Source organism: Pantoea sp. X-Soil-TKNS-1207 (assembly GCF_059730485.1).
This window is the reverse complement of the sequence record NZ_AP035958.1, coordinates 3,768,758-3,787,104: the sequence shown is the minus strand read 5'-3', so window position 1 is coordinate 3,787,104 and position 18,347 is coordinate 3,768,758. Positions and strand designations below refer to the sequence as shown.

Below are 18,347 nucleotides of genomic sequence, written 5' to 3'. Positions count from 1 at the left end.
GCGATTAACGCCCCCGCAGCAGATTATGGTGAGATGTTCTTCTGGTCGTTTCTGTGGTTAACCCAGGCGTTTATCAGTAGCGTACCGCCGAGAATCACCCCAACCACCGCCAGCGAGATCCCCACCGGAATATGGTAGAACTCGACGATCAGCATCTTGATACCGATAAAGACCAGCACAATCGCCAGACCGTATTTCAGCATTGAGAAGCGTTCTGCCACATTCGCCAGCAGGAAATACATGGCGCGCAGACCGAGGATGGCGAACAGGTTGGACGTCAGCACGATAAAGGGATCGGTGGTGACGGCGAAGATCGCCGGGATGCTGTCAACCGCGAAGATCACATCGCTCAGCTCCACCATGATCAGTACCAGCAGCAGCGGCGTGGCGAACAGCACGCCATTTTTACGCGTGAAGAATTTCTCGCCTTCCAGGCTGTCGGTCATCCGCAGATGTTTACGCAGCCAGCGCACCAGCGGCTTATCGCCGACCGCGTCGTCGCCATCCTCTTTCGCCAGCGCCATTTTCAGGCCGGTGAACAGCAGGAACGCGCCGAAGATATACAGAATCCAGCTGAACTGCGTGACCAGCCAGCTGCCGCCGAAGATCATCAGGGTACGCAGCACAATCGCGCCCAGCACGCCATAGACCAGCACGCGACGTTGCAGGCTGGCCGGGATGGCAAAGTAGCTAAACAGCATCAGCCAGACGAAGACGTTATCGACGGCCAGCGCTTTTTCCAGAATATAACCGGTGAGGAAAGCGAGGGTTTGCGCGGTAGCGACTTCGCGCCCGACGCTGCCGTTGAGATACCACCAGAAGGCGGCGCTGAACAGCAAAGAAACGGAAACCCAGACCAGCGACCAGATCGCTGCCTGTTTTAATGACATTGTTTGTGCGCCGCGTCGTCCCTGAAGAAGGAGATCGATTGCCAGCATAATGAGCACAACAACGGCAAAACTGCCCCACAGCAGTGGCGTACCTACAGTTTGCATAATCGTATCCTGTCCTGAAAATAAAAAAGGCCGAAGTCAGAAGACGTCAGCCGCTTTTTTGTCATAAGCAAACCTCGCCTTCCGGCAAGGTCTCACTTACAACTCAGAATGGATTCCAGGTTGCCTGATGACCGGATGCAGCCTGTGCATCGTAATGACGACCAATCAGCTTATAAGTTACTCCCCTTTGCGTGGGGTAAGTTACGTGCCGCAAACGTAAGAAGCAATGAGAAGTTGGAAATATTTGGAAATATTTACACAACCAGCCAGGGGAAAGGCATATTCCGTAGCGGCACGATAAATCGCGCCGCTGCACATAAGCGCGATCAACTTACGGCAATGACGGTGTTATCCGCCGGGAACACCACCCCGGTCTGGCGACGGATTTCCGTCAGTAGCGCCGCGGTAATACGCGATGTCTGCAAACCCGGATGGTCCACTTCGCCTTTGCTCACCAGTTGGGCAAAGGTTTCGGCTTCATACAGCATGGTATTGATATGCTGCGGCTGCGTTAGATTCTGGCTTTCGCCGCCGCGAGGGGTAAAGCGCAGCTGCTGACATTCGGAGATTTTCTCAATCACCAGCGAACCCGCTTCGCCCTGGATCTCGCTCGGAATCAGAGAATCGCTGACTTTGGCGTGCAAAATCGTCACATCGAAATCGCCGTAGCCCAGCACCACCACGCCGTGTGCATCCACGCCGCTTGCCAGCAGCGAAGCCTGTGCTTTCACCTGCTGCGGCTCGCCCCACAATGTCACCGCTGCCGCAACACAGTAATAACCGATATCCATAATCGAGCCATTGGACCAGCGCGGATTGAAGGTGTTGGGGTTCTCGCCATCAAGATAGCGCTGGTAGCGCGATGAATACTGGCAGTAGTTAAGCAGCACTTTGCGCAGTTTGCCCACCTGCGGCAGCGCTTTTTGCAGCTGCAAAAAGGTGGGCAGGCTGGCGGTTTTAAAGGCTTCGAACAGCACCACGTTGTTTTCACGCGCGCAGGCGATCATCGTTTCGGCTTCACGCAGGTTGGAGCACAGCGGTTTTTCACAGATCACATGTTTGCCGTGCGACATAAACAGCAGCGCCTGCGCGCAGTGCAGCGCGTTGGGGCTGGCGATATACACTGCGTCGATGGCATCGCTGGCGGCCATCGCTTCGAGTGAGGTGAAGGTCAGCTTGCAGGGGTAATCCTTCGCGAACTCCTCTGCCTGCTGCTGCTGACGTGAATAGATGGCGCTCAGTTTCATTTTGCCGCTTTCATGCGCGGCGTCGATAAACTGGCGGGTGATCCAGTTGGTTCCCACAATGGCGAAGCGAATCACGAGCGGTCTCTCCTGCAAGGATAAAGAGGCAGATTAGCACGCTGACCCGATGACGTAATCAGCTAACGCAGGCGAAATTTGATCCTGAGATCCGCATTCCAATATGATGATGCTGCTATGATTTTTATCCCGGACTGAAGAGGACGCGCGGGTGAGTGGAAGTAAACATGCACTGAACTGGACTACCTTGCTGATTGCCATCCCGGTCGGTTGCGCGGCCTCACTGGTGACGCTCGGTTTCCGCGCGATCATCGATCTGATCAACCATCTGCTGTTCAACAGTGACAATGAAATCACCGTGGCGATGCACGTCTGGCCGTGGATTTTCTGGCCGTTGCTGGTGGGGGCCGGTGGTCTGCTGGCGGGCTGGTTTTTACGCTATGCCGTCGCCATTGAAAAGCAGGAGACGATGAAAACCGATTACCTGGAGGTGATCAACGCCCGGCTGGATGCGGTGCCGACCAAAACCTCGCTGTTTCGCGCCCTGTCGTCGATTGCCAGTATCGGCAGCGGCGCGTCGATTGGTAAAGAGGGGCCGATGGTGCAGCTGTCGGCGCTGTGCGGCAGCATCATTGGCCGCTGGTTGCCGAAATCTCTCGGCCTGCGTAACAGCGATATTGTGGCGATGGCTGCGGCCGCCGGGCTGTCGTCGGTGTATCACGCGCCGCTCGCGTCGGCGATTTTTGTCGCGGAGATTGCCTTTGGCATCTCTGCGTTGCAGCGGCTCATCCCGCTGGTTATCGCCTCGGCGGTAGCGGTGATGACCATGTGGTCGCTGGGTTTTCGCAACGCGCTCTATCCGTTGGCGAATGTGAGCTTCCAGATGGATATCACCAGCCTGCTGATGACGGTGGTCATTGGGCTGGCATCCGGGCTGGCCGGTTGGTTGCTGATCAAGCTGATCGCGCGCAGCAAAGCGCTGTTCGGCCATGTGCGTTCGCTGCCGCTAAGGCTGGGCGCAGGCGGACTGGCGGTGGGCTTTCTGGCGCTGATCTCCACCGATATTCTGGGTAACGGCTATGAAGTGATCGTTAAAATCATCGATGGTAATTACCTGCTGGGCGGTCTGCTGGCGTTATTGATCCTGAAAACGCTGGCGACCACTTTGTCGGTGGGTTCGAATGCGGTTGGCGGCTTGTTTACCCCGTCGTTATTGATTGGCGCTTTGCTCGGCGCGCTGCTGGCCGGTATCGGTGCGGCGCTGCATCTGCCGGTGGGCGATACGTTGCTGTACGCGGCGGTCGGTATGGCGGCGGTGCTGGCGGCGGTCAGCCAGGCGCCGCTGATGGCGATGCTGATGGTGCTGGAGATGACGCTCAATAGCAGCCTGCTGTTCCCGCTGATGATCGCCTCGGTACTGGCGTCGATGCTGGTGTATCGCCTGCAATCTGCCAGCACCTATCCGGTGGTGAGCGGGCATCTCAGCCGCTCCGAGGCCAAATACGATTTCGACAATATGCGGGTGGATGAGTTGATCATCCCCGGCGCCGCCCTGCAACCGGATGAATCCGTCGGCCAGGCGCTGGCTGTCAGCTCGCTGAAGCGCGAGCGTTATGTGTATGTCATTAACGCCAGCGGCCAGTTTCTGGGCGTAGTGTCGATTCACGATATCTCACGCAAGGTGTTGTCGCAGGAAATCACCCTGCAATCGCCGGTGAGCACGGTGATGGACGACAACTTCCCGTGCATTTATCAGAACCAGAGTATGCGTGAAGGCTGGGAGGCGTTTGCTCGTGTGACGCTGGAACGCCTGCCGGTACTGAACAACCCGCAGGAACGTCACTTCCTTGGCGCGCTGACGAAAACCAGCCTGATTCAGAAAGCGCAGGAGTTTCTTTAAGCGGCGTTGCCGCGCAGCGCCTGGTCGGTCATCCACAGCCGCGTGTCGAACTCCAGCTGGTGGTAATCCGGCTCCATATGGCAGCACAGCTGATAGAAGGCCTTGTTGTGATCTTTTTCTTTCAGATGCGCCAGCTCGTGCACCACGATCATGCGCAGAAAGGCTTCCGGGGCGGGGCGGAAAAAGGTGGAGATGCGGATCTCCGCTTTGGCTTTCAGGTTCCCTCCCTGCACGCGGGAGATGGCGGTATGCAGGCCAAGGGCGTGCTTCATCACCTTGATTTTATTGTCCCAGATAACTTTGCTTATCGGCGGCGCGCTGCGCATATAGCGGTTTTTCAGCGCCTGAGTGTAGTCGTACAGCGCTTTGTCGCTGACCACGTCATGGGTGTCGGGATAGCGTTGTTGCAAAAAAGCGCCCAGACGTTGCTGATCAATCAGCGTCTGTACCTGGGCGAGGAGATGTTCAGGGTAGCCCTGCAGATAGATTAATGACATTGGGATTCCCGGCGAAAGACAGTATACTGCGCCCCCTTTTTAGGGCGAAAATCGCGCAAAGTGTACCACGCCGGAGATTCCATGAGCCAATTTGAACTGACCGATCGCACCCTGACGCTGCACCGCTTTCCACCGATGCGTGAAGAAAGCCCGTTGCAGGCGTGGGATGCGGCAGATGAATATCTGTTGCAGCAGGCGCTGCCGGACGGTCCGGTGCTGGTGTTTAACGACAGCTTTGGCGCGCTGACCTGCGGGCTGAACCCGCGTCAGGTCTGGCATGTCAGCGATTCCTGGCTGAGCCAGCAGGCGGCACGACAGAATCTGCACCTTAACCAGCTGGATGAAGATCAGGTGCAGTTTCTCGATAGCCTGGCTGAACTGCCGTCGGCTCCGGCGGTGGTAATGATCAAAATCCCTAAAGCCCTGGCGCTGCTGGAGCATCAGCTGCGTGCGCTGCGCGCTGTGGTCACGCCGGACACCCTGATTCTGGCGGCGGCGAAAGCCAAAGATATTCATAGCTCCACGCTGCAACTCTTCGAACGCATTCTTGGCGAGAGCAAAACCTCGCTGGCGTGGAAAAAAGCGCGCCTGATTTACAGCCGCTACACCGCGCCGACGCTGGCAGACCAGCCGCCGACCACCGTCTGGCCGCTCGACGATACCGATTATCAGATCCACAACCACGCCAACGTATTTTCCCGCAGCTCGCTGGATATCGGCGCACGCTTTTTCCTGCAACATCTGCCGCATGATGTGGAAGGGGAGATTCTCGATCTCGGCTGCGGTAATGGAGTGGTGGGCCTGGTGGCGCTGGAGCAGAACCCGCAGGCCGAGGTGCTGTTCTTTGACGAATCTTATATGGCGGTGGCGTCGAGCCGTCTGAACGTAGAAGTGAACCGGCCGCAGGATTTGGCGCGCTGCCAGTTCCGCGTGAACAATGCGCTGAGCGGTTTCCCGTCCGATCGCCTGCACGCGGTACTGTGCAATCCGCCGTTCCATCAGCAACATGCGGTGACTGACCACCTGGCGTGGCAGATGCTGCGTGATGCCAAACGCTGCCTGCAATATGGCGGCGAGTTGCGCATTGTTGGCAACCGCCACCTCGATTATCACCACAAGATGAAAAAGTTGTTCGGCAACTGCACGCTGGTGGCGTCGAATGCGAAGTTTGTGGTGCTGCGTTCAGTCAAACTGCGTTAATCACAGGCTGAGCGCCAGCTCGGTGGCCTGCGCAATGGCGCGGCGGGCATCCAGCTCCTGCGCCACATCGGCGCCGCCGATCACCCGCACCGTTTTACCGCGCGCCGCGAGCTGGTCAGCCAGTTCGCGCAGCGGCTCCTGACCGGCGCAGATCACCACGTTATCCACCGCCAGCGTGACCCTTTCGCCCTGGTGACGCAGGTGCAGCCCCTCGCCATCAATCTTCAGATATTCCACATCGCCCCACATTTTTACGCCGTGCGCCTGTAGGCTGGCACGATGGATCCAGCCGGTGGTTTTCGCCAGCCCGGCACCGGGCTTGCCGGTTTTGCGTTGCAGCAACCAGATCTGTCGGTCGGCGGGCAGCGGTCGTGGCGGGATGATGCCGCCGCGCGCATGTAACGCGTGATCAATGCCCCAGCTTTGGTAGAAATCCTCGTGATGTCCGGCCTGATGCAGCAGGAATTCGGCAGTATCGAAACCGATGCCGCCCGCGCCAATAATCGCCACGCGTTTACCCACCGGCTTTTTATCGCGCAGTACATCGAGATAGCTTAAAACGCAGGGATGATCGATGCCGGGAAGGGCCAGCTGGCGCGGAGCAATGCCGGTGGCGACAATCACTTCGTCGGCGCTGTCCAGCTGGTCGGCCGTGACGCGACATTGGGTATGGATGATGACGCCCGCCGCCTGCAACTGATGGCGGAAATAGCGCAGCGTTTCGCTGAACTCCTCTTTGCCGGGGATCTGGCGGGCGATATTAAACTGCCCGCCAATCTGCGCTTCGGCCTCGTAAAGCGTGACCTGATGGCCGCGCTGCGCTGCCTGCAAGGCGAACGCCATACCCGCCGGACCTGCGCCCACCACCGCCAGCCGTTTCGGCTGGCGCGCGGCGGTGACCGGCATCAGCGTTTCGTGGCAGGCGCGCGGGTTCACCAGGCAGGAGGTCACTTTGCCGACAAAAATCTGGTCGAGACACGCCTGGTTGCAGGCGATGCAGGTATTGATCGCGTCCTGTTCGCCGGCGCGGGCTTTGCTGACGAACGCGGCATCGGCGAGAAAAGGCCGCGCCATCGACACCATATCGGCAATTCCCTCATCCAGTAACGCTTCGGCCACCGCCGGATGGTTGATGCGGTTGGTGGCAATTACCGGCACCGACACCCGTTCGCGCAGATGCTTCGTTACCCAGGCAAATCCGGCGCGCGGCACGCAGGTGGCGATGGTCGGAATACGCGCCTCATGCCAGCCAATGCCGCTGTTAAACAGCGTGACGCCGCACTGCTCCAGCCCTTCCGCCAGCTCCAGCGTCTCCGCCAGCGTGCTGCCGTTGTGCACCAGGTCAAGCATCGAAATACGGAAGATAATGATGAACGCGTTGCCCACGGCTTCACGTACCGCACGCGTTATCGCCAGCGCAAAACGCTGACGTCGCGCCACATCGCCGCCCCAGGCGTCGTCGCGCTGGTTGGTATGCGCCACCAGAAACTGGTTAATCAGATACCCCTCCGATCCCATGATCTCCACCCCGTCGTAACCGGCCTGCTGCGCCAGCCGGGCGCAGTTGGCGAAGTCGGCGATGGTGCGCAGGATATCGGCTTCGCTCAGCGCCTGCGGCATAAACGGGTTGATGGGCGCCTGCAACGGCGAGGGAGCGACCAGATTGCGCTGATAGCTGTAACGCCCCGCATGAAGGATTTGCAGGGCAATTTTGCCGCCAGCCGCGTGTACCGCATCGGTAATCTTTTGATGCCAGCCGCACTGGCTTGTCTGATTGAGAATCGCACCGCCCTGGGCGACCACCCCCTGTGGGTTTGGCGCGATGCCGCCGGTGACAATCAGCGCCACCCCTTCACGGGCGCGTTCGGCATAGAAGGCCGCCAGCCGCTCAGCGCCATCGGCATGTTCTTCAAGGCCGGTATGCATCGAACCCATCAGGAAGCGGTTTTTAAGTTGCGTGAAGCCTAAATCCAGTGGGGCGAACAGGGAAGGGTACTCGCGCATAATCACTCATCAATTAAGTGGTCGGATGAGTTAACTTTAGCGGGTATTGGACGGGAAGGAAGAGGGATGCGTTCAGGGTGTGAGAAACGTCAAAAAAGCGTGGGTTGAGGGTAACAGACCGCCGGTATCACGTTATGCGTAACACCCTTTTCGTAACATGTTTTTGAGTGATCTCCATCACAGTTTGAAACGACGTAACCCGGTCTTATGGCCCCCATTGCAACAACACTGAATGGGGACGTTATGAATATCGAAACGCAGTCCTGCGTGATCACCGGAAAAAAACAAGTCAGCGTGGCGCAGCAGCAGGTGGAATGGAACGGCAAAGGCACGCTGGTACGCATCACGCGCGGCGGCATTTGCGGTTCGGATCTGCACTATTACCAGGAGGGTAAAGTCGGCACTTATGAAGTCAAAATGCCGATGATCCTCGGCCATGAGGTGATCGGTTATGTGGTGGAGAGCGATGATCCGCGTCTGAAAGCCGATCAGAAGGTGGCGGTTAACCCGTCGAAGCCGTGCGGCGAGTGCAAATATTGCCAGCGCGAGCAGGAGAACCAATGCGTCTCCATGCGTTTCTTCGGCAGCGCCATGTATGTACCGCATGTCGATGGCGGTTTCACGCAATACAAAGTGGTGGATAGCGCGCAGTGCGTGCCGTTTCCGCAGGATGCCGATGAAAGCGTGATGGTGTTTGCCGAGCCGCTGGCGGTGTGCATTCACGCCACCCATCAGGCGGGCGATCTCACCGGTAAACATGTGTTTATCTCCGGCGTTGGCCCGATTGGCTGCCTGATTGCCGCCGCCGCCAAAGCGCGTGGCGCAGCCTCGATTGTGTGCAGCGATATCAGCGAGCGTTCGCTGGCGATGGCGCAGCAGATGGGCGCCACCGGGGTGATCCACGCCGCCGACGGCGACTTCACGCCTTACCTGGCCGACAAAGGCTATTTCGACGTGGCGTTTGAAGCCTCCGGCCATCCGTCCTCGCTGCAACGCTGCCTCGATGTGGTGTGCGCCAAAGGCACGCTGGTGCAGGTCGGCATGGGCGGCGCTATCCCGTCGTTCCCGATTATGCAGTTGATTGCCAAAGAGATTAACCTGGTCGGCTCCTTCCGTTTTACCCACGAATTCAATACCGCCGTCGAGTGGCTGGCGCAGGGCATCGTCAAGCCGCTGCCGTTATTTAGCGGCGCTTATGGCTGGCAGGACATTGATGCCGCGCTGCAATTTGCGGGCGATAAAACCCGTGCCGCGAAAGTCCAGTTAACATTTTAAGGAGATCCCATGAGTCAGCTTTTTTCCCTCGAAGGTAAACGCGTTCTGATCACCGGTTCGGCGCGCGGCATTGGTTTCCTGCTGGCGCAGGGCCTGGCGGAAGCCGGTGCGGAAGTGATCGTCAACGCCACCACGCCGGCAGGCGCCGAGCAGGCCGCCGCAAGGCTGCGCGATCTGGGGCTGCGCGCCCAGTCCAAAGCCTTCGATGTCACCCAGTCGGCACAGGTGCAGCAGGCGGTGGATGAAATCGAAGCCGAGTGGGGCGCGATTGATGTGCTGGTGAACAACGCCGGTATTCAGCGTCGTCGTCCGTTCCTCGAATTCCCGGAGCAGGACTGGAATGACGTGATTGCGGTTAACCAGACGGCGGTGTTCCTGGTATCGCAAACCGTGGCGAAAAAGATGGTGGATCGCCAGCGGGGCAAAATCATCAACATTGGTTCGATGCAGAGCGAATTAGGCCGCGACACCATCACGCCTTATGCCGCCTCCAAAGGCGCGGTGACCATGCTGACGCGGGGGATGTGCGTTGAGCTGGCGCGCCACAACATTCAGGTGAATGCGATCGCTCCCGGCTATTTCGTCACCGAGATGACCCAGGCGCTGGCGGATGATCCGGCATTTACCGGCTGGCTCACCAAACGCACCCCGGCGGCGCGCTGGGGCAAGCCGGAGGAGCTGATTGGCGCTGCGGTGTTCCTCTCCTCGAAAGCCTCCGATTTTGTTAATGGCCATTTGTTGTTTGTCGATGGTGGTATGCGCGTGGCGGTGTGAGTCAGGTGGCGCATTCTTCGGGCTGCGCCTACACCTTACTGACCCTCTGTACTCTTTAGGATAATAAAAAATGCCAATAACCATCATTGTAATGGGCGTAGTTCTCCTGCTGGTGCTGATGATCGTTTTCAAGGTCAACGGCTTTATCGCCCTGGTTTTCGTCTCCGCCGTGGTGGGGATTGCCGAAGGGATGACCCCACTTAATGTCATGGCCTCCATCCAGAAAGGGATCGGTTCCACCCTGGGCGGGCTGGCGATGATCCTTGGCTTTGGCGCCATGCTCGGCCGTCTGGTGTCAGACACCGGCGCGGCGCAACGCGTGGCGACCACGCTGATTGCCGCGTTCGGTAAAAAACGGCTGCAATGGGCGCTGGTGGTCACCGGCCTGATCGTCGGTCTGGCGATGTTCTATGAAGTGGGCTTTGTGCTGCTGCTGCCGCTGGTGTTCACCATCGTTGCCGCCGCCGGGTTGCCGCTGTTGTATGTCGGCGTGCCGATGGTGGCTGCACTGTCGGTAACGCACTGCTTCCTGCCGCCGCATCCGGGGCCGACCGCCATTGCCACCATTTTCGGCGCCAACCTCGGCACCACGCTGCTGTACGGCATGATCATCACCATTCCGACGGTGATTATCGCCGGTCCAGTGTTCTCTAAATTCCTCAAAAGTTTCGAAAAATCGCCGCCGGAAGGGCTGTATAACCCGAAAATCTTCAGCGAAGAGGAGATGCCAGGCTTTGGCATCAGTATCTTCGCGGCGGTGATCCCGGTGGTGCTGATGGCGATTGCGGCGGTGTTTGAGCTGACCACGCCGAAAGAGAATCCGCTGCGCCAGTTCTTTGAATTTATCGGTAATCCGGCGGTGGCGCTGTTTATCGCGGTGGTCATTGCGGTCTTCACCCTGGGCCTGCGCAACGGACGCAAGATGGAAGAGGTGATGGATATGTGTGGTGCGTCCATCGCCGCCATCGCCATGATCGTGTTTATCATCGCCGGTGGCGGCGCGTTCAAGCAGGTGCTGGTGGACAGCGGCGTGGGTAACTATATCGCCGATATGATGAAAGGCTCCTCGCTGTCGCCGTTGCTGATGTGCTGGACGGTGGCGGCGATGCTGCGTGTCGCGCTGGGTTCCGCGACGGTGGCGGCCATCACTACCGCCGGTATCGTAACGCCGATCATTGCCGTCACCCACGCCGATCCGGCGCTGATGGTGCTGGCGGTGGGATCGGGCAGTGTGATCGCTTCACACGTTAACGATCCGGGCTTCTGGCTGTTCAAAGGCTACTTCAACCTCAGCGTGGTGGAGACATTAAAAACCTGGACGGTCATGGAAACGCTGATCTCGATCCTGGGCCTTGCGGGCGTGCTGATCCTCAATGCGCTGATCCACTAATCGATCCGGCTTCACAGGGACGTGAAGCCGCGTCAGGACCGCCAATGTGACTACCCAACGCGTCTCTTTACAGGATATTGCCGAGCTGGCGGGCGTCACCAAAATGACCGTCAGCCGCTACCTGCGCACCCCGGATAAAGTCGCCAGCAGCACCGGCGATCGTATCGCGCGCATCATGGAAGAACTCAACTACGTACCCGGCCGCGTAGCGGGAATGCAGGCACAGGCCAGAAGTTTTACGCTGGGCGTTCTGATCCCTTCATTCAAAAACCAGATCTTTGCCGATCTGCTGAGCGGCATCGAAAGCGCCACCCGGCAGGGCCACTATCAAACCCTGATTGCCAACTACAACTACGATGCGCGCAGCGAAGAGGAGCAGGTGATCAATCTGCTGTCGTGGAATATCGACGGCATCATCCTCAGCGAGAAGCAGCATACGTTGCGTACGGTGAAATATCTGCGCGCCGCGAAGATCCCGATCGTTGAGGTGATGGATACCCAGGGACCCTGTCTGGATATGCAGGTGGGTTTCAACAACTTTAACGCGGGCTATGATATGACGCGCACGCTGCTGGAGCAGGGGCGACGTTGCATCGTCTATTTAGGTTCGCAGGATGATCGGCGCGATGAGTTTCGCTTTCAGGGCTTTCGCAAAGCGATGCTGGAGCAGGGACTGCGCGCGGCGCGTATCAATCCGCGCACCATTTCGTCGCAGCAGCTGGGCGCGACCATGCTGGAACAGGCGCTGCGTCTGCACCCCGAGCTGGACGCGATTTTCTGTACCAATGACGATCTCTCGCTTGGCGCGCTGCTGTGGTGTCAGCGCCGCGGGATCGCGGTGCCGGGTGAGATCGCCATCACCGGCTTTCATGGTCTCGACATCAGCCGCGAGATGTATCCCAGCCTCGCCAGCGTGATCACCCCGCGCTATGCCATCGGCTTTCAGGCGGCGGAACTGCTGCTGAAAAGGATCGCCGATCCGGCGTTCCATGCCGCCAGCGTCGATCTTAATTATCAGATATTTATCGGTGAAACCATTCAGTCGCGGCCGCGGATCCACGAAAAGCGCGACTTATAGCCGCTGGCGAAATGGGTGTTGTAGCGGTAGCTGGAACCGACTTCGGCCATGCAGTAGGTACAAACCTCAACCACCTCAATCTGTGCTGCCGGGATACCGCGCTGTTGCAGCAAAGCGCGCGCCAGATGCGGCAGATCAAACCAGATCCCCTGTTGCTGCGCACGCGCCTGCGGCCGAATCGCCTGGGGGTTTTGCGGCTGCGCCGCGGACCAGCGCAGCGGCGGTAAACCGGGCTGCGCCTGCATCTGGGAGACTAAATCCGCCCCGAGTTCGTAGCAGCATGGCCCAATCGCCGGGCCGATGGCGACGTGCAGCGTGTCGGGACGCGCGCCGAGTGCCAGCAGACCATCAATGGCGCTGTTCAGCACCCCGGCCAGCGTGCCTTTCAGCCCGGCATGTACCGCCGCGACCTTGTGCTGAAGGCTATCGGCGAACAGCACCGGCAGGCAATCTGCGGTGTATACCGCCACCGGGCGCCCGTGCTCGCCAATCACCCCATCTGATTCGCAGCTTTTTGGCGGCAGGTTGTCACCCGCCATCACCACGGTAGCGCTATGGCGCTGATGCCCATAGGCGGCTTCGGCGGGGGCCGGCACTCCCGCTGGTTGAAAGGCATACTCAAGCCAGCTCAGCGCGTCCAGCAGGGCAGAGCGGGGTGTCTGATGTTCGGGGTGAGCCATAAGTATCTCCTTTATCGTGCCGATGGCACACAGCTTACGTTAACTGCTACATTTTTAAAGCCTTACACAAACTGACCGTAATCACTTAAGGACGAAATGATGAAAAAAACCACCTGGCTGGCGGTATCCGGCCTGATGGCGCTGACGCTGACCGGCTGTGCGCAACCGTCGAAACAGCAGGCGCAGGCTCAGCTCGGCCAGCAATCGGTGCTGGCGGTAAACTGGTTCCAGCAATCGGGTGAATATCAGGCCCTGAGCTGGCAGGCGTTCAATAGCGCGCGGATGGCGTTTGATCAGGCACCATCGCTGGCGGGTAAACCCAAAGCGGTGATTGTCGATCTTGATGAAACCATGATCGATAACAGCGCCTACAGCGCGTGGCAGGCGAAAAACGGTCAGCCGTTCAGCGGCAAAACCTGGTCGGCCTGGACGCAGGCGCGTCAGGCGCTGGCGGTGCCGGGAGCGGTGGAGTTTGCCAACTACGTTAACAGCCACGGCGGCACCATGTTCTACGTCTCCAACCGTGACCAGAAAGACTATGCCGCCACGGTGGATAATCTGAAGAAGCTCGGTTTTAGCGGCGTGAATGACAAGACGGTACGTCTCAGCACCGGAAGCTCCAATAAACAGGCGCGTTTCGATGCCATCAAAGCAGAAGGCTACAACGTGGTGCTGTACGCCGGTGACAACCTGAATGATTTCGGCGGCGCGACCTGGCATCAGGGCAACGCGCAGCGTCAGGCCTTCGTCAGTCTCAACCATCAGCACTTCGGTACGCAGTTCATCGTGCTGCCGAATCCGCTATACGGTGACTGGGAAAGCGGCATGGCGGAAAACTACAACAAGCTGACGCCGGAGCAGCAGTTGCAGGTACGTGAAGCGCGACTGCGCGCGTGGAACGGTAAATAATTCGTCAGGAAAAAAAGCGCCTGCCTGTGCGGGCGCTTATTCTGGCTGCACCGCTGCGCGAATATTTACTTTTCTTCGGGACTATTATTCTCCTTATTATTTTCCTGATCTCTTGCCTCAATCTCCGGGTGTTTATGGCGTGATATCCGGCACTTTTGCTTATTAAGCAGTGAAATCTGCTAATCATAAATTTTATAATTCAGATGTTTCCTGGTATATGGTATTAATTTGCCGGGATATAAAAATAGTCGCATCAATGATGTGTGTATTTTTTTGTCATTGCATTTAAAGCGCATGATTTTGTCGTGCAGTTAACATGATGATTTATAGATGTATCATCTGGCGTAACATGATCGTCCTGCCTTGCAAAACCTTACCTTCCGCTAACAAAACCTGAAACTTAATTTACATCCAGACGCATTATGAAGGCGCTGGAAATAATCTGCTGCATAACTACTCTTAAGCGTCTATAACCATTTTCTGTGAGGAAGCTCCGCTTTCCTGCCTGAGTCTTGTTTTATTCATGGCGTTATTTGCCTGAATGCGAAATTCCCTGACGTAGAGAGAAGATAATTGTGACGACACTTAAACCCTTATTAGCGAAAAATCGCAGTTGGGCATTACAGCGCCGCCAGCGTAATCCGCACTACTTTGAAAAATATCTTCATCAGCAAAAACCGCATTCTTTATGGATTGGCTGCTCCGACAGCCGCGTTCCGGCTGAAGTGCTGACCGGGGCGCACCCCGGCGAGCTTTTTGTCCATCGCAATATCGCCAATATGGTGGTGCCCGATGACGACAACCTGATGAGCGTGTTGCAGTACGCGATTTTTTATCTCGGCGTGCAGCGCATTGTGCTGTGCGGCCATTACGGTTGCGGCGGGGTACAGGCGGCGCTGGGGCTGCCGCAAAGCCCGCTGGCGCAGGAAGATTCGGCGCTGGCGCGGCGTATCGCTGCGCTGCGCAGCGGCCTGGCTGAGGGGCTAGCGGCGTATCGGGCCGCCGATCAGCAGGAAGAGGAGGGCAGCAAGCTCAATCGTCTGGTGGAGGCCAACGTGATTGCCCAGTTTGCCCAACTGGTCGTCAGCGAGCCGGTGCGACTGGCGTGGCAGGCCGGACAGGAACTGGATGTCTTTGGTTGCGTGTATGACCTGCAATCCGGCCATCTGAAAGAGTTAATCCAGCAATCAGCAGAGGAATCGATACCATGAATCTGAATACCCTGCGGCAGGATATTCCGGCCGGTCTGGTGGTGTTTCTGGTGGCGCTGCCGCTGTGTCTCGGCATTGCCCAGGCCAGTGGTTTGCCGCCGTTTGCCGGTCTGTTGACCGGGGTGATTGGCGGATTGCTGGTTACCTCGCTCAGTCCGTCGCGCTTCGCGGTGAGTGGACCGGCGGCCGGGCTGGTCACCATTGTGGTGGCTTCCATTGCGTCGCTCGGCAGCTTCTCCGCCTTTCTCACGGCGCTGATGCTCGCCGGGCTGTTGCAGTGTCTGTTCGGGTTACTGCGCGCCGGGCGTTTTATCTCGCTGGTACCGGGTAGCGTGATCAAAGGTATGCTGGCAGCGATTGGTATTTTACTGATTATCCAGCAAATTCCGGTCGCGCTGGGGGCTGCCGGCGATGCGGAGCTGATCTCGCTGGTCAACGGCGACTTCAGTTTTTCCACTTCCGCTATGCTGGTGGCCGGGGTCGGGCTGGTGATCCTGTGGCTGTGGACCACGCCGCTGGTTAAGTCGGTCAGGGTGCTGAGCTGGGTGCCCGGCCCGCTGGTGGCGGTGCTGGTGGGCTGTATGGCGACGGTGTTTGGCGATCGGCTGTTTCCGACGCTGGCGCAAGGTCTGCCGCGCATCACCTTACCGGCGTTTGACAACCTGTCTCAGCTTTCTGCTGAACTGGAAACCCCGGACTGGCTGGCATGGCAGAATCCGTCGGTGTGGGTGGTGGCGGTGACGCTGGCGCTGGTGGCCAGCCTGGAGACGCTGCTAAGCCAGGAAGCGCTGAAAAAACTGCGCCCGCAGCATCCGGCGCCCTCGCCGAATAAGGAGATGTTTGCTCAGGGCGTGGGCAACCTCACCGCCGGTCTGCTGGGGGCGATGCCGATCACCGCGGTGATTGTACGCAGCTCAGTTAACGTCAGCGTCGGCGCGCAAAGTAAGGTTTCGATTCTGCTGCACGGCGTGCTGCTGCTGGTTTGCGGCCTGTGGTTTAGCGAGTTGCTGAATGCGATCCCACTCGCCAGCCTGGCGGCGGTGCTGCTGTATACCGGTTATAAACTGGCGACGCCGCGCCTGTTCGTTGAACAGATACGCATGGGAGCGCAGCAATATGTCCCGTTCCTCGCCACCATCGGCGGCATCCTTATTTTTGGGATGCTGGCGGGGATTGGTATCGGTATCGCCACCCAGATTCTCTACAGCATCTACAAAAGCCATCGTAACGCGCTGCAACTGACGCGTTATGACGATCATTATGTGTTGCGCTTCCAGCAGAATCTGACCTTTATGCATAACCCGAAATTGCAGGGCTTGCTGGCGGAAATCCCGGAAAACAGCGTGGTGATTGTCGAGCACGATAATGCGGAATACCTCGATCCGGACGTCAAAGCGGTGCTACAGGATTTTGGCGAAAACGCCGATAAACGCGGCATTCGCCTCAGCCAATGGCCGGTCGCGGTAAAATAGCAATCCGTTAGCCACTGAAATCTGCGTTTTTGCTTAAAAATCGGATATCTCGGATATCCGATTTTTTTATTTCCAAGGCATAATTGTCGCGCTTTTCTCCGTCCTGCTGAGCTTCTGTTTTACCATCACGCTGCGATGGGCGCTTTTCAGCCGCAGAGTTGAATGATGAACACTGGCTTAATTAACGAATCAGATTGCCTTTTTTTCGGGTTTAATGCCTGCTGATGCCCTTCGGCGTATGGCAGCGACTTTTCCAGGTTACAGGGTTCAGACGTATGCGCGTTAAGCTGTTTGCAGAGAATAATTTAAAAAAGAATACTCTCTCGCTGTTCCTCATCACGCTATTTTTCTGCTTCATCGGCAGCCATTTACGCGTGCCGCAGGAGCTGTCGCTCTTTTGGCCGGTTAATGCGTTGATCGCCGGATTGATGGTGCGCAACCCTTACCTGCATAACATCTCCAGTTATGCGGTGTGTTTTATCGCGATGGTGTTTAACGACACGGTCTTCTCAGGCTGGGCGTTGCCTGCGGTCACCCTCAACTTTGCCAATATTCTGTTTATCCTCGTGACGGTGAGCATGTTGATTAAGCATCTGCTGCCGCCTTCGGCAAACAGCCAGGTGATCAACACCATGCGTATCTTCCCGGCCTGCCTGCTCGGCGCGCTGGCCTGCGCCACCTGGGGGGCCTGGGCGCAGGAGGTGGATTTCAATGCGCGCTTTGTCACCGCCTGGGGCGACTGGTTTAGCGAGCAATTCTCTACCTCGCTGATGCTGCTGCCGTTTTTGCTGGCGCGCCCGCTACGTTCCGAGCCGTGGCGCTCATTATTACAGCCCGGCAAACTGCTGCCGCTGATTGGCGTGGCGCTGTCGCTCACGATGGGGGCGATGATCGGTGGCGCGGGGAGTCTGACCTTCCCGGTGCCGGCGCTGATCTGGTGTGCGATTGTGCTGCCGATCCCGATTACCAGCCTGGTGCTGCTGCTGACCGGCATCACCGAGATCATCCTGGTGTCCCACGGCGTGATGAACATCCAGGGGGATGATGCCCTGCTGCCGATTAGCCATCTCACCTCGGTGCGCCTCGGCGTTGCCACTATCACCATCAGCCCGCTGCTGGTGGCGGTGAGTATGGATGCCATCCGCCAGCTCAATCAGCGCCTGTCGCTGCGCGCCAATTTCGATTTCCTCACCCAGCTGCTGTCGCGTTCGGGATTGTATGAAAATCTGCGTCAGGAACCCTTTTCGCCGCAGCGTGAAGCGGGCGTGGTGATGCTGGATGTCGACTATTTCAAAGCCATTAACGACAACTTCGGCCATGATGCCGGGGATGGCGTGCTGGAGGAGATTGCGCGTCGTATTCAGGATGTGGTGAATAATCGCGGGCTGGTGTGTCGTTTTGGCGGGGAAGAGTTTGTGGTGGTGGTGTTTGACTATAACCACAGCCAGCTTTATCAGCTGGCCGAAGCGATTCGTCAGGCGATGGTGAAAGAGAAATTCTGGATCCAGGGGAATACCGTGACCGTCACCGCCAGCCTCGGACTGGCGCGCGGTTGCGCGACTCATGACCGTGAGTGGCAGGGGGTGGTCAACCGCCTGATTTCGGCGGCTGACAAAAACCTTTATCTGTCAAAGCGTAACGGTCGCAACCAGACGTCGCCCGCCAATGAGCCGCGTTCGCTGGTGCATGACGTGGCATAA

Annotated in this window: 15 protein-coding genes; 10 read left to right on the top strand and 5 right to left on the bottom strand. The window is 58.0% G+C overall.

Annotated elements, in window-relative coordinates:
- Nucleotides 1–23: 23 nt before the first annotated feature.
- Both AC6I8V_RS17510 and AC6I8V_RS17505 read right to left on the bottom strand, forming a co-directional pair.
- Complete coding sequence (locus tag AC6I8V_RS17510; RefSeq protein ID WP_497843487.1) at nt 24–995, bottom strand: TerC family protein; 972 nt, start codon at nt 993–995, stop codon at nt 24–26.
- 326 nt (nt 996–1,321) lie between these two features.
- Nucleotides 1,322–2,317, bottom strand: coding sequence for a Gfo/Idh/MocA family protein (locus AC6I8V_RS17505; protein WP_497843486.1), 996 nt, complete (start codon nt 2,315–2,317; stop codon nt 1,322–1,324).
- Between the two features lie 151 nt (nt 2,318–2,468).
- Between AC6I8V_RS17505 and AC6I8V_RS17500 the strand changes: the two genes are divergently transcribed.
- Nucleotides 2,469–4,157 (top strand): chloride channel protein, encoded by a 1,689-nt coding sequence (locus AC6I8V_RS17500; RefSeq protein ID WP_497843485.1) that lies wholly within the window; start codon nt 2,469–2,471, stop codon nt 4,155–4,157.
- Here AC6I8V_RS17500 and AC6I8V_RS17495 read toward each other — a convergent pair.
- On the bottom strand, nt 4,154–4,654 hold the full coding sequence (locus AC6I8V_RS17495) for a M48 metallopeptidase family protein (protein ID WP_497843484.1): 501 nt from the start codon (nt 4,652–4,654) through the stop codon (nt 4,154–4,156). The genes AC6I8V_RS17500 and AC6I8V_RS17495 overlap by 4 nt on opposite strands.
- Nucleotides 4,655–4,735: 81 nt before the next feature.
- Between AC6I8V_RS17495 and rlmG the strand changes: the two genes are divergently transcribed.
- Nucleotides 4,736–5,854, top strand: a complete 1,119-nt coding sequence (gene rlmG / locus AC6I8V_RS17490) for a 23S rRNA (guanine(1835)-N(2))-methyltransferase RlmG (RefSeq protein WP_497843483.1) — start codon at nt 4,736–4,738, stop codon at nt 5,852–5,854.
- Here rlmG and AC6I8V_RS17485 read toward each other — a convergent pair whose 3' ends face one another.
- Complete coding sequence (locus tag AC6I8V_RS17485) at nt 5,855–7,858, bottom strand: oxidoreductase (protein ID WP_497843482.1); 2,004 nt, start codon at nt 7,856–7,858, stop codon at nt 5,855–5,857.
- Nucleotides 7,859–8,101: 243 nt separating this feature from the next.
- Between AC6I8V_RS17485 and idnD the strand changes: the two genes are divergently transcribed.
- The 4 genes from idnD to idnR all read left to right on the top strand — a co-directional run bounded on the left by idnD (nt 8,102) and on the right by idnR (nt 12,375).
- Nucleotides 8,102–9,133, top strand: coding sequence for an L-idonate 5-dehydrogenase (idnD, locus tag AC6I8V_RS17480; RefSeq protein ID WP_497843481.1), 1,032 nt, complete (start codon nt 8,102–8,104; stop codon nt 9,131–9,133).
- Between the two features lie 9 nt (nt 9,134–9,142).
- Complete coding sequence (gene idnO, locus AC6I8V_RS17475) at nt 9,143–9,907, top strand: gluconate 5-dehydrogenase (RefSeq protein ID WP_497843480.1); 765 nt, start codon at nt 9,143–9,145, stop codon at nt 9,905–9,907.
- Nucleotides 9,908–9,977: 70 nt separating this feature from the next.
- Nucleotides 9,978–11,297 carry a gluconate:H+ symporter gene (locus AC6I8V_RS17470; protein WP_497843479.1) on the top strand — a complete coding sequence of 440 codons (1,320 nt, stop codon included), beginning with the start codon at nt 9,978–9,980 and terminating at the stop codon, nt 11,295–11,297.
- A gap of 46 nt (nt 11,298–11,343) precedes the next feature.
- Nucleotides 11,344–12,375 (top strand): DNA-binding transcriptional regulator IdnR, encoded by a 1,032-nt coding sequence (gene idnR, locus AC6I8V_RS17465; protein WP_497843478.1) that lies wholly within the window; start codon nt 11,344–11,346, stop codon nt 12,373–12,375.
- On the opposite strand, the gene AC6I8V_RS17460 is transcribed toward idnR, so the two are convergent.
- Nucleotides 12,336–13,055 (bottom strand): purine nucleoside phosphorylase YfiH/LACC1 family protein, encoded by a 720-nt coding sequence (locus AC6I8V_RS17460; RefSeq protein ID WP_497843477.1) that lies wholly within the window; start codon nt 13,053–13,055, stop codon nt 12,336–12,338. The two genes, idnR and AC6I8V_RS17460, sit on opposite strands and share 40 nt — an antisense overlap.
- A 99-nt stretch (nt 13,056–13,154) precedes the next feature.
- Here AC6I8V_RS17460 and AC6I8V_RS17455 point away from each other — a divergent pair, with 99 nt between their 5' ends.
- The 4 genes from AC6I8V_RS17455 to AC6I8V_RS17440 all read left to right on the top strand — a co-directional run bounded on the left by AC6I8V_RS17455 (nt 13,155) and on the right by AC6I8V_RS17440 (nt 18,347).
- Nucleotides 13,155–13,964: a 5'-nucleotidase, lipoprotein e(P4) family gene (locus tag AC6I8V_RS17455; RefSeq protein WP_497845870.1), complete on the top strand. Its 810-nt coding sequence runs from the start codon at nt 13,155–13,157 to the stop codon at nt 13,962–13,964.
- Nucleotides 13,965–14,533: 569 nt separating this feature from the next.
- The gene (locus AC6I8V_RS17450; RefSeq protein ID WP_497845869.1) at nt 14,534–15,175 is read left to right on the top strand and encodes a carbonic anhydrase; all 642 of its coding nucleotides are present in this window, start codon (nt 14,534–14,536) and stop codon (nt 15,173–15,175) included.
- A 2-nt stretch (nt 15,176–15,177) separates the two neighbouring features.
- Complete coding sequence (locus AC6I8V_RS17445) at nt 15,178–16,647, top strand: SulP family inorganic anion transporter (RefSeq protein WP_497845868.1); 1,470 nt, start codon at nt 15,178–15,180, stop codon at nt 16,645–16,647.
- Between the two features lie 275 nt (nt 16,648–16,922).
- Nucleotides 16,923–18,347 carry a GGDEF domain-containing protein gene (locus AC6I8V_RS17440; protein WP_497843476.1) on the top strand — a complete coding sequence of 475 codons (1,425 nt, stop codon included), beginning with the start codon at nt 16,923–16,925 and terminating at the stop codon, nt 18,345–18,347.

Coding starts and splice junctions, on each gene's coding strand:
- AC6I8V_RS17460 (WP_497843477.1), bottom strand. CDS start 13,055: ATGGCTCACCCCGAACATCAGACACCCCGCTCTGCCCTGCTGGACGCG.
- AC6I8V_RS17485 (WP_497843482.1), bottom strand. CDS start 7,858: ATGCGCGAGTACCCTTCCCTGTTCGCCCCACTGGATTTAGGCTTCACG.
- AC6I8V_RS17470 (WP_497843479.1), top strand. CDS start 9,978: ATGCCAATAACCATCATTGTAATGGGCGTAGTTCTCCTGCTGGTGCTG.
- AC6I8V_RS17510 (WP_497843487.1), bottom strand. CDS start 995: ATGCAAACTGTAGGTACGCCACTGCTGTGGGGCAGTTTTGCCGTTGTT.
- rlmG (WP_497843483.1), top strand. CDS start 4,736: ATGAGCCAATTTGAACTGACCGATCGCACCCTGACGCTGCACCGCTTT.
- AC6I8V_RS17455 (WP_497845870.1), top strand. CDS start 13,155: ATGAAAAAAACCACCTGGCTGGCGGTATCCGGCCTGATGGCGCTGACG.
- AC6I8V_RS17495 (WP_497843484.1), bottom strand. CDS start 4,654: ATGTCATTAATCTATCTGCAGGGCTACCCTGAACATCTCCTCGCCCAG.
- idnO (WP_497843480.1), top strand. CDS start 9,143: ATGAGTCAGCTTTTTTCCCTCGAAGGTAAACGCGTTCTGATCACCGGT.
- idnD (WP_497843481.1), top strand. CDS start 8,102: ATGAATATCGAAACGCAGTCCTGCGTGATCACCGGAAAAAAACAAGTC.
- AC6I8V_RS17440 (WP_497843476.1), top strand. CDS start 16,923: ATGCGCGTTAAGCTGTTTGCAGAGAATAATTTAAAAAAGAATACTCTC.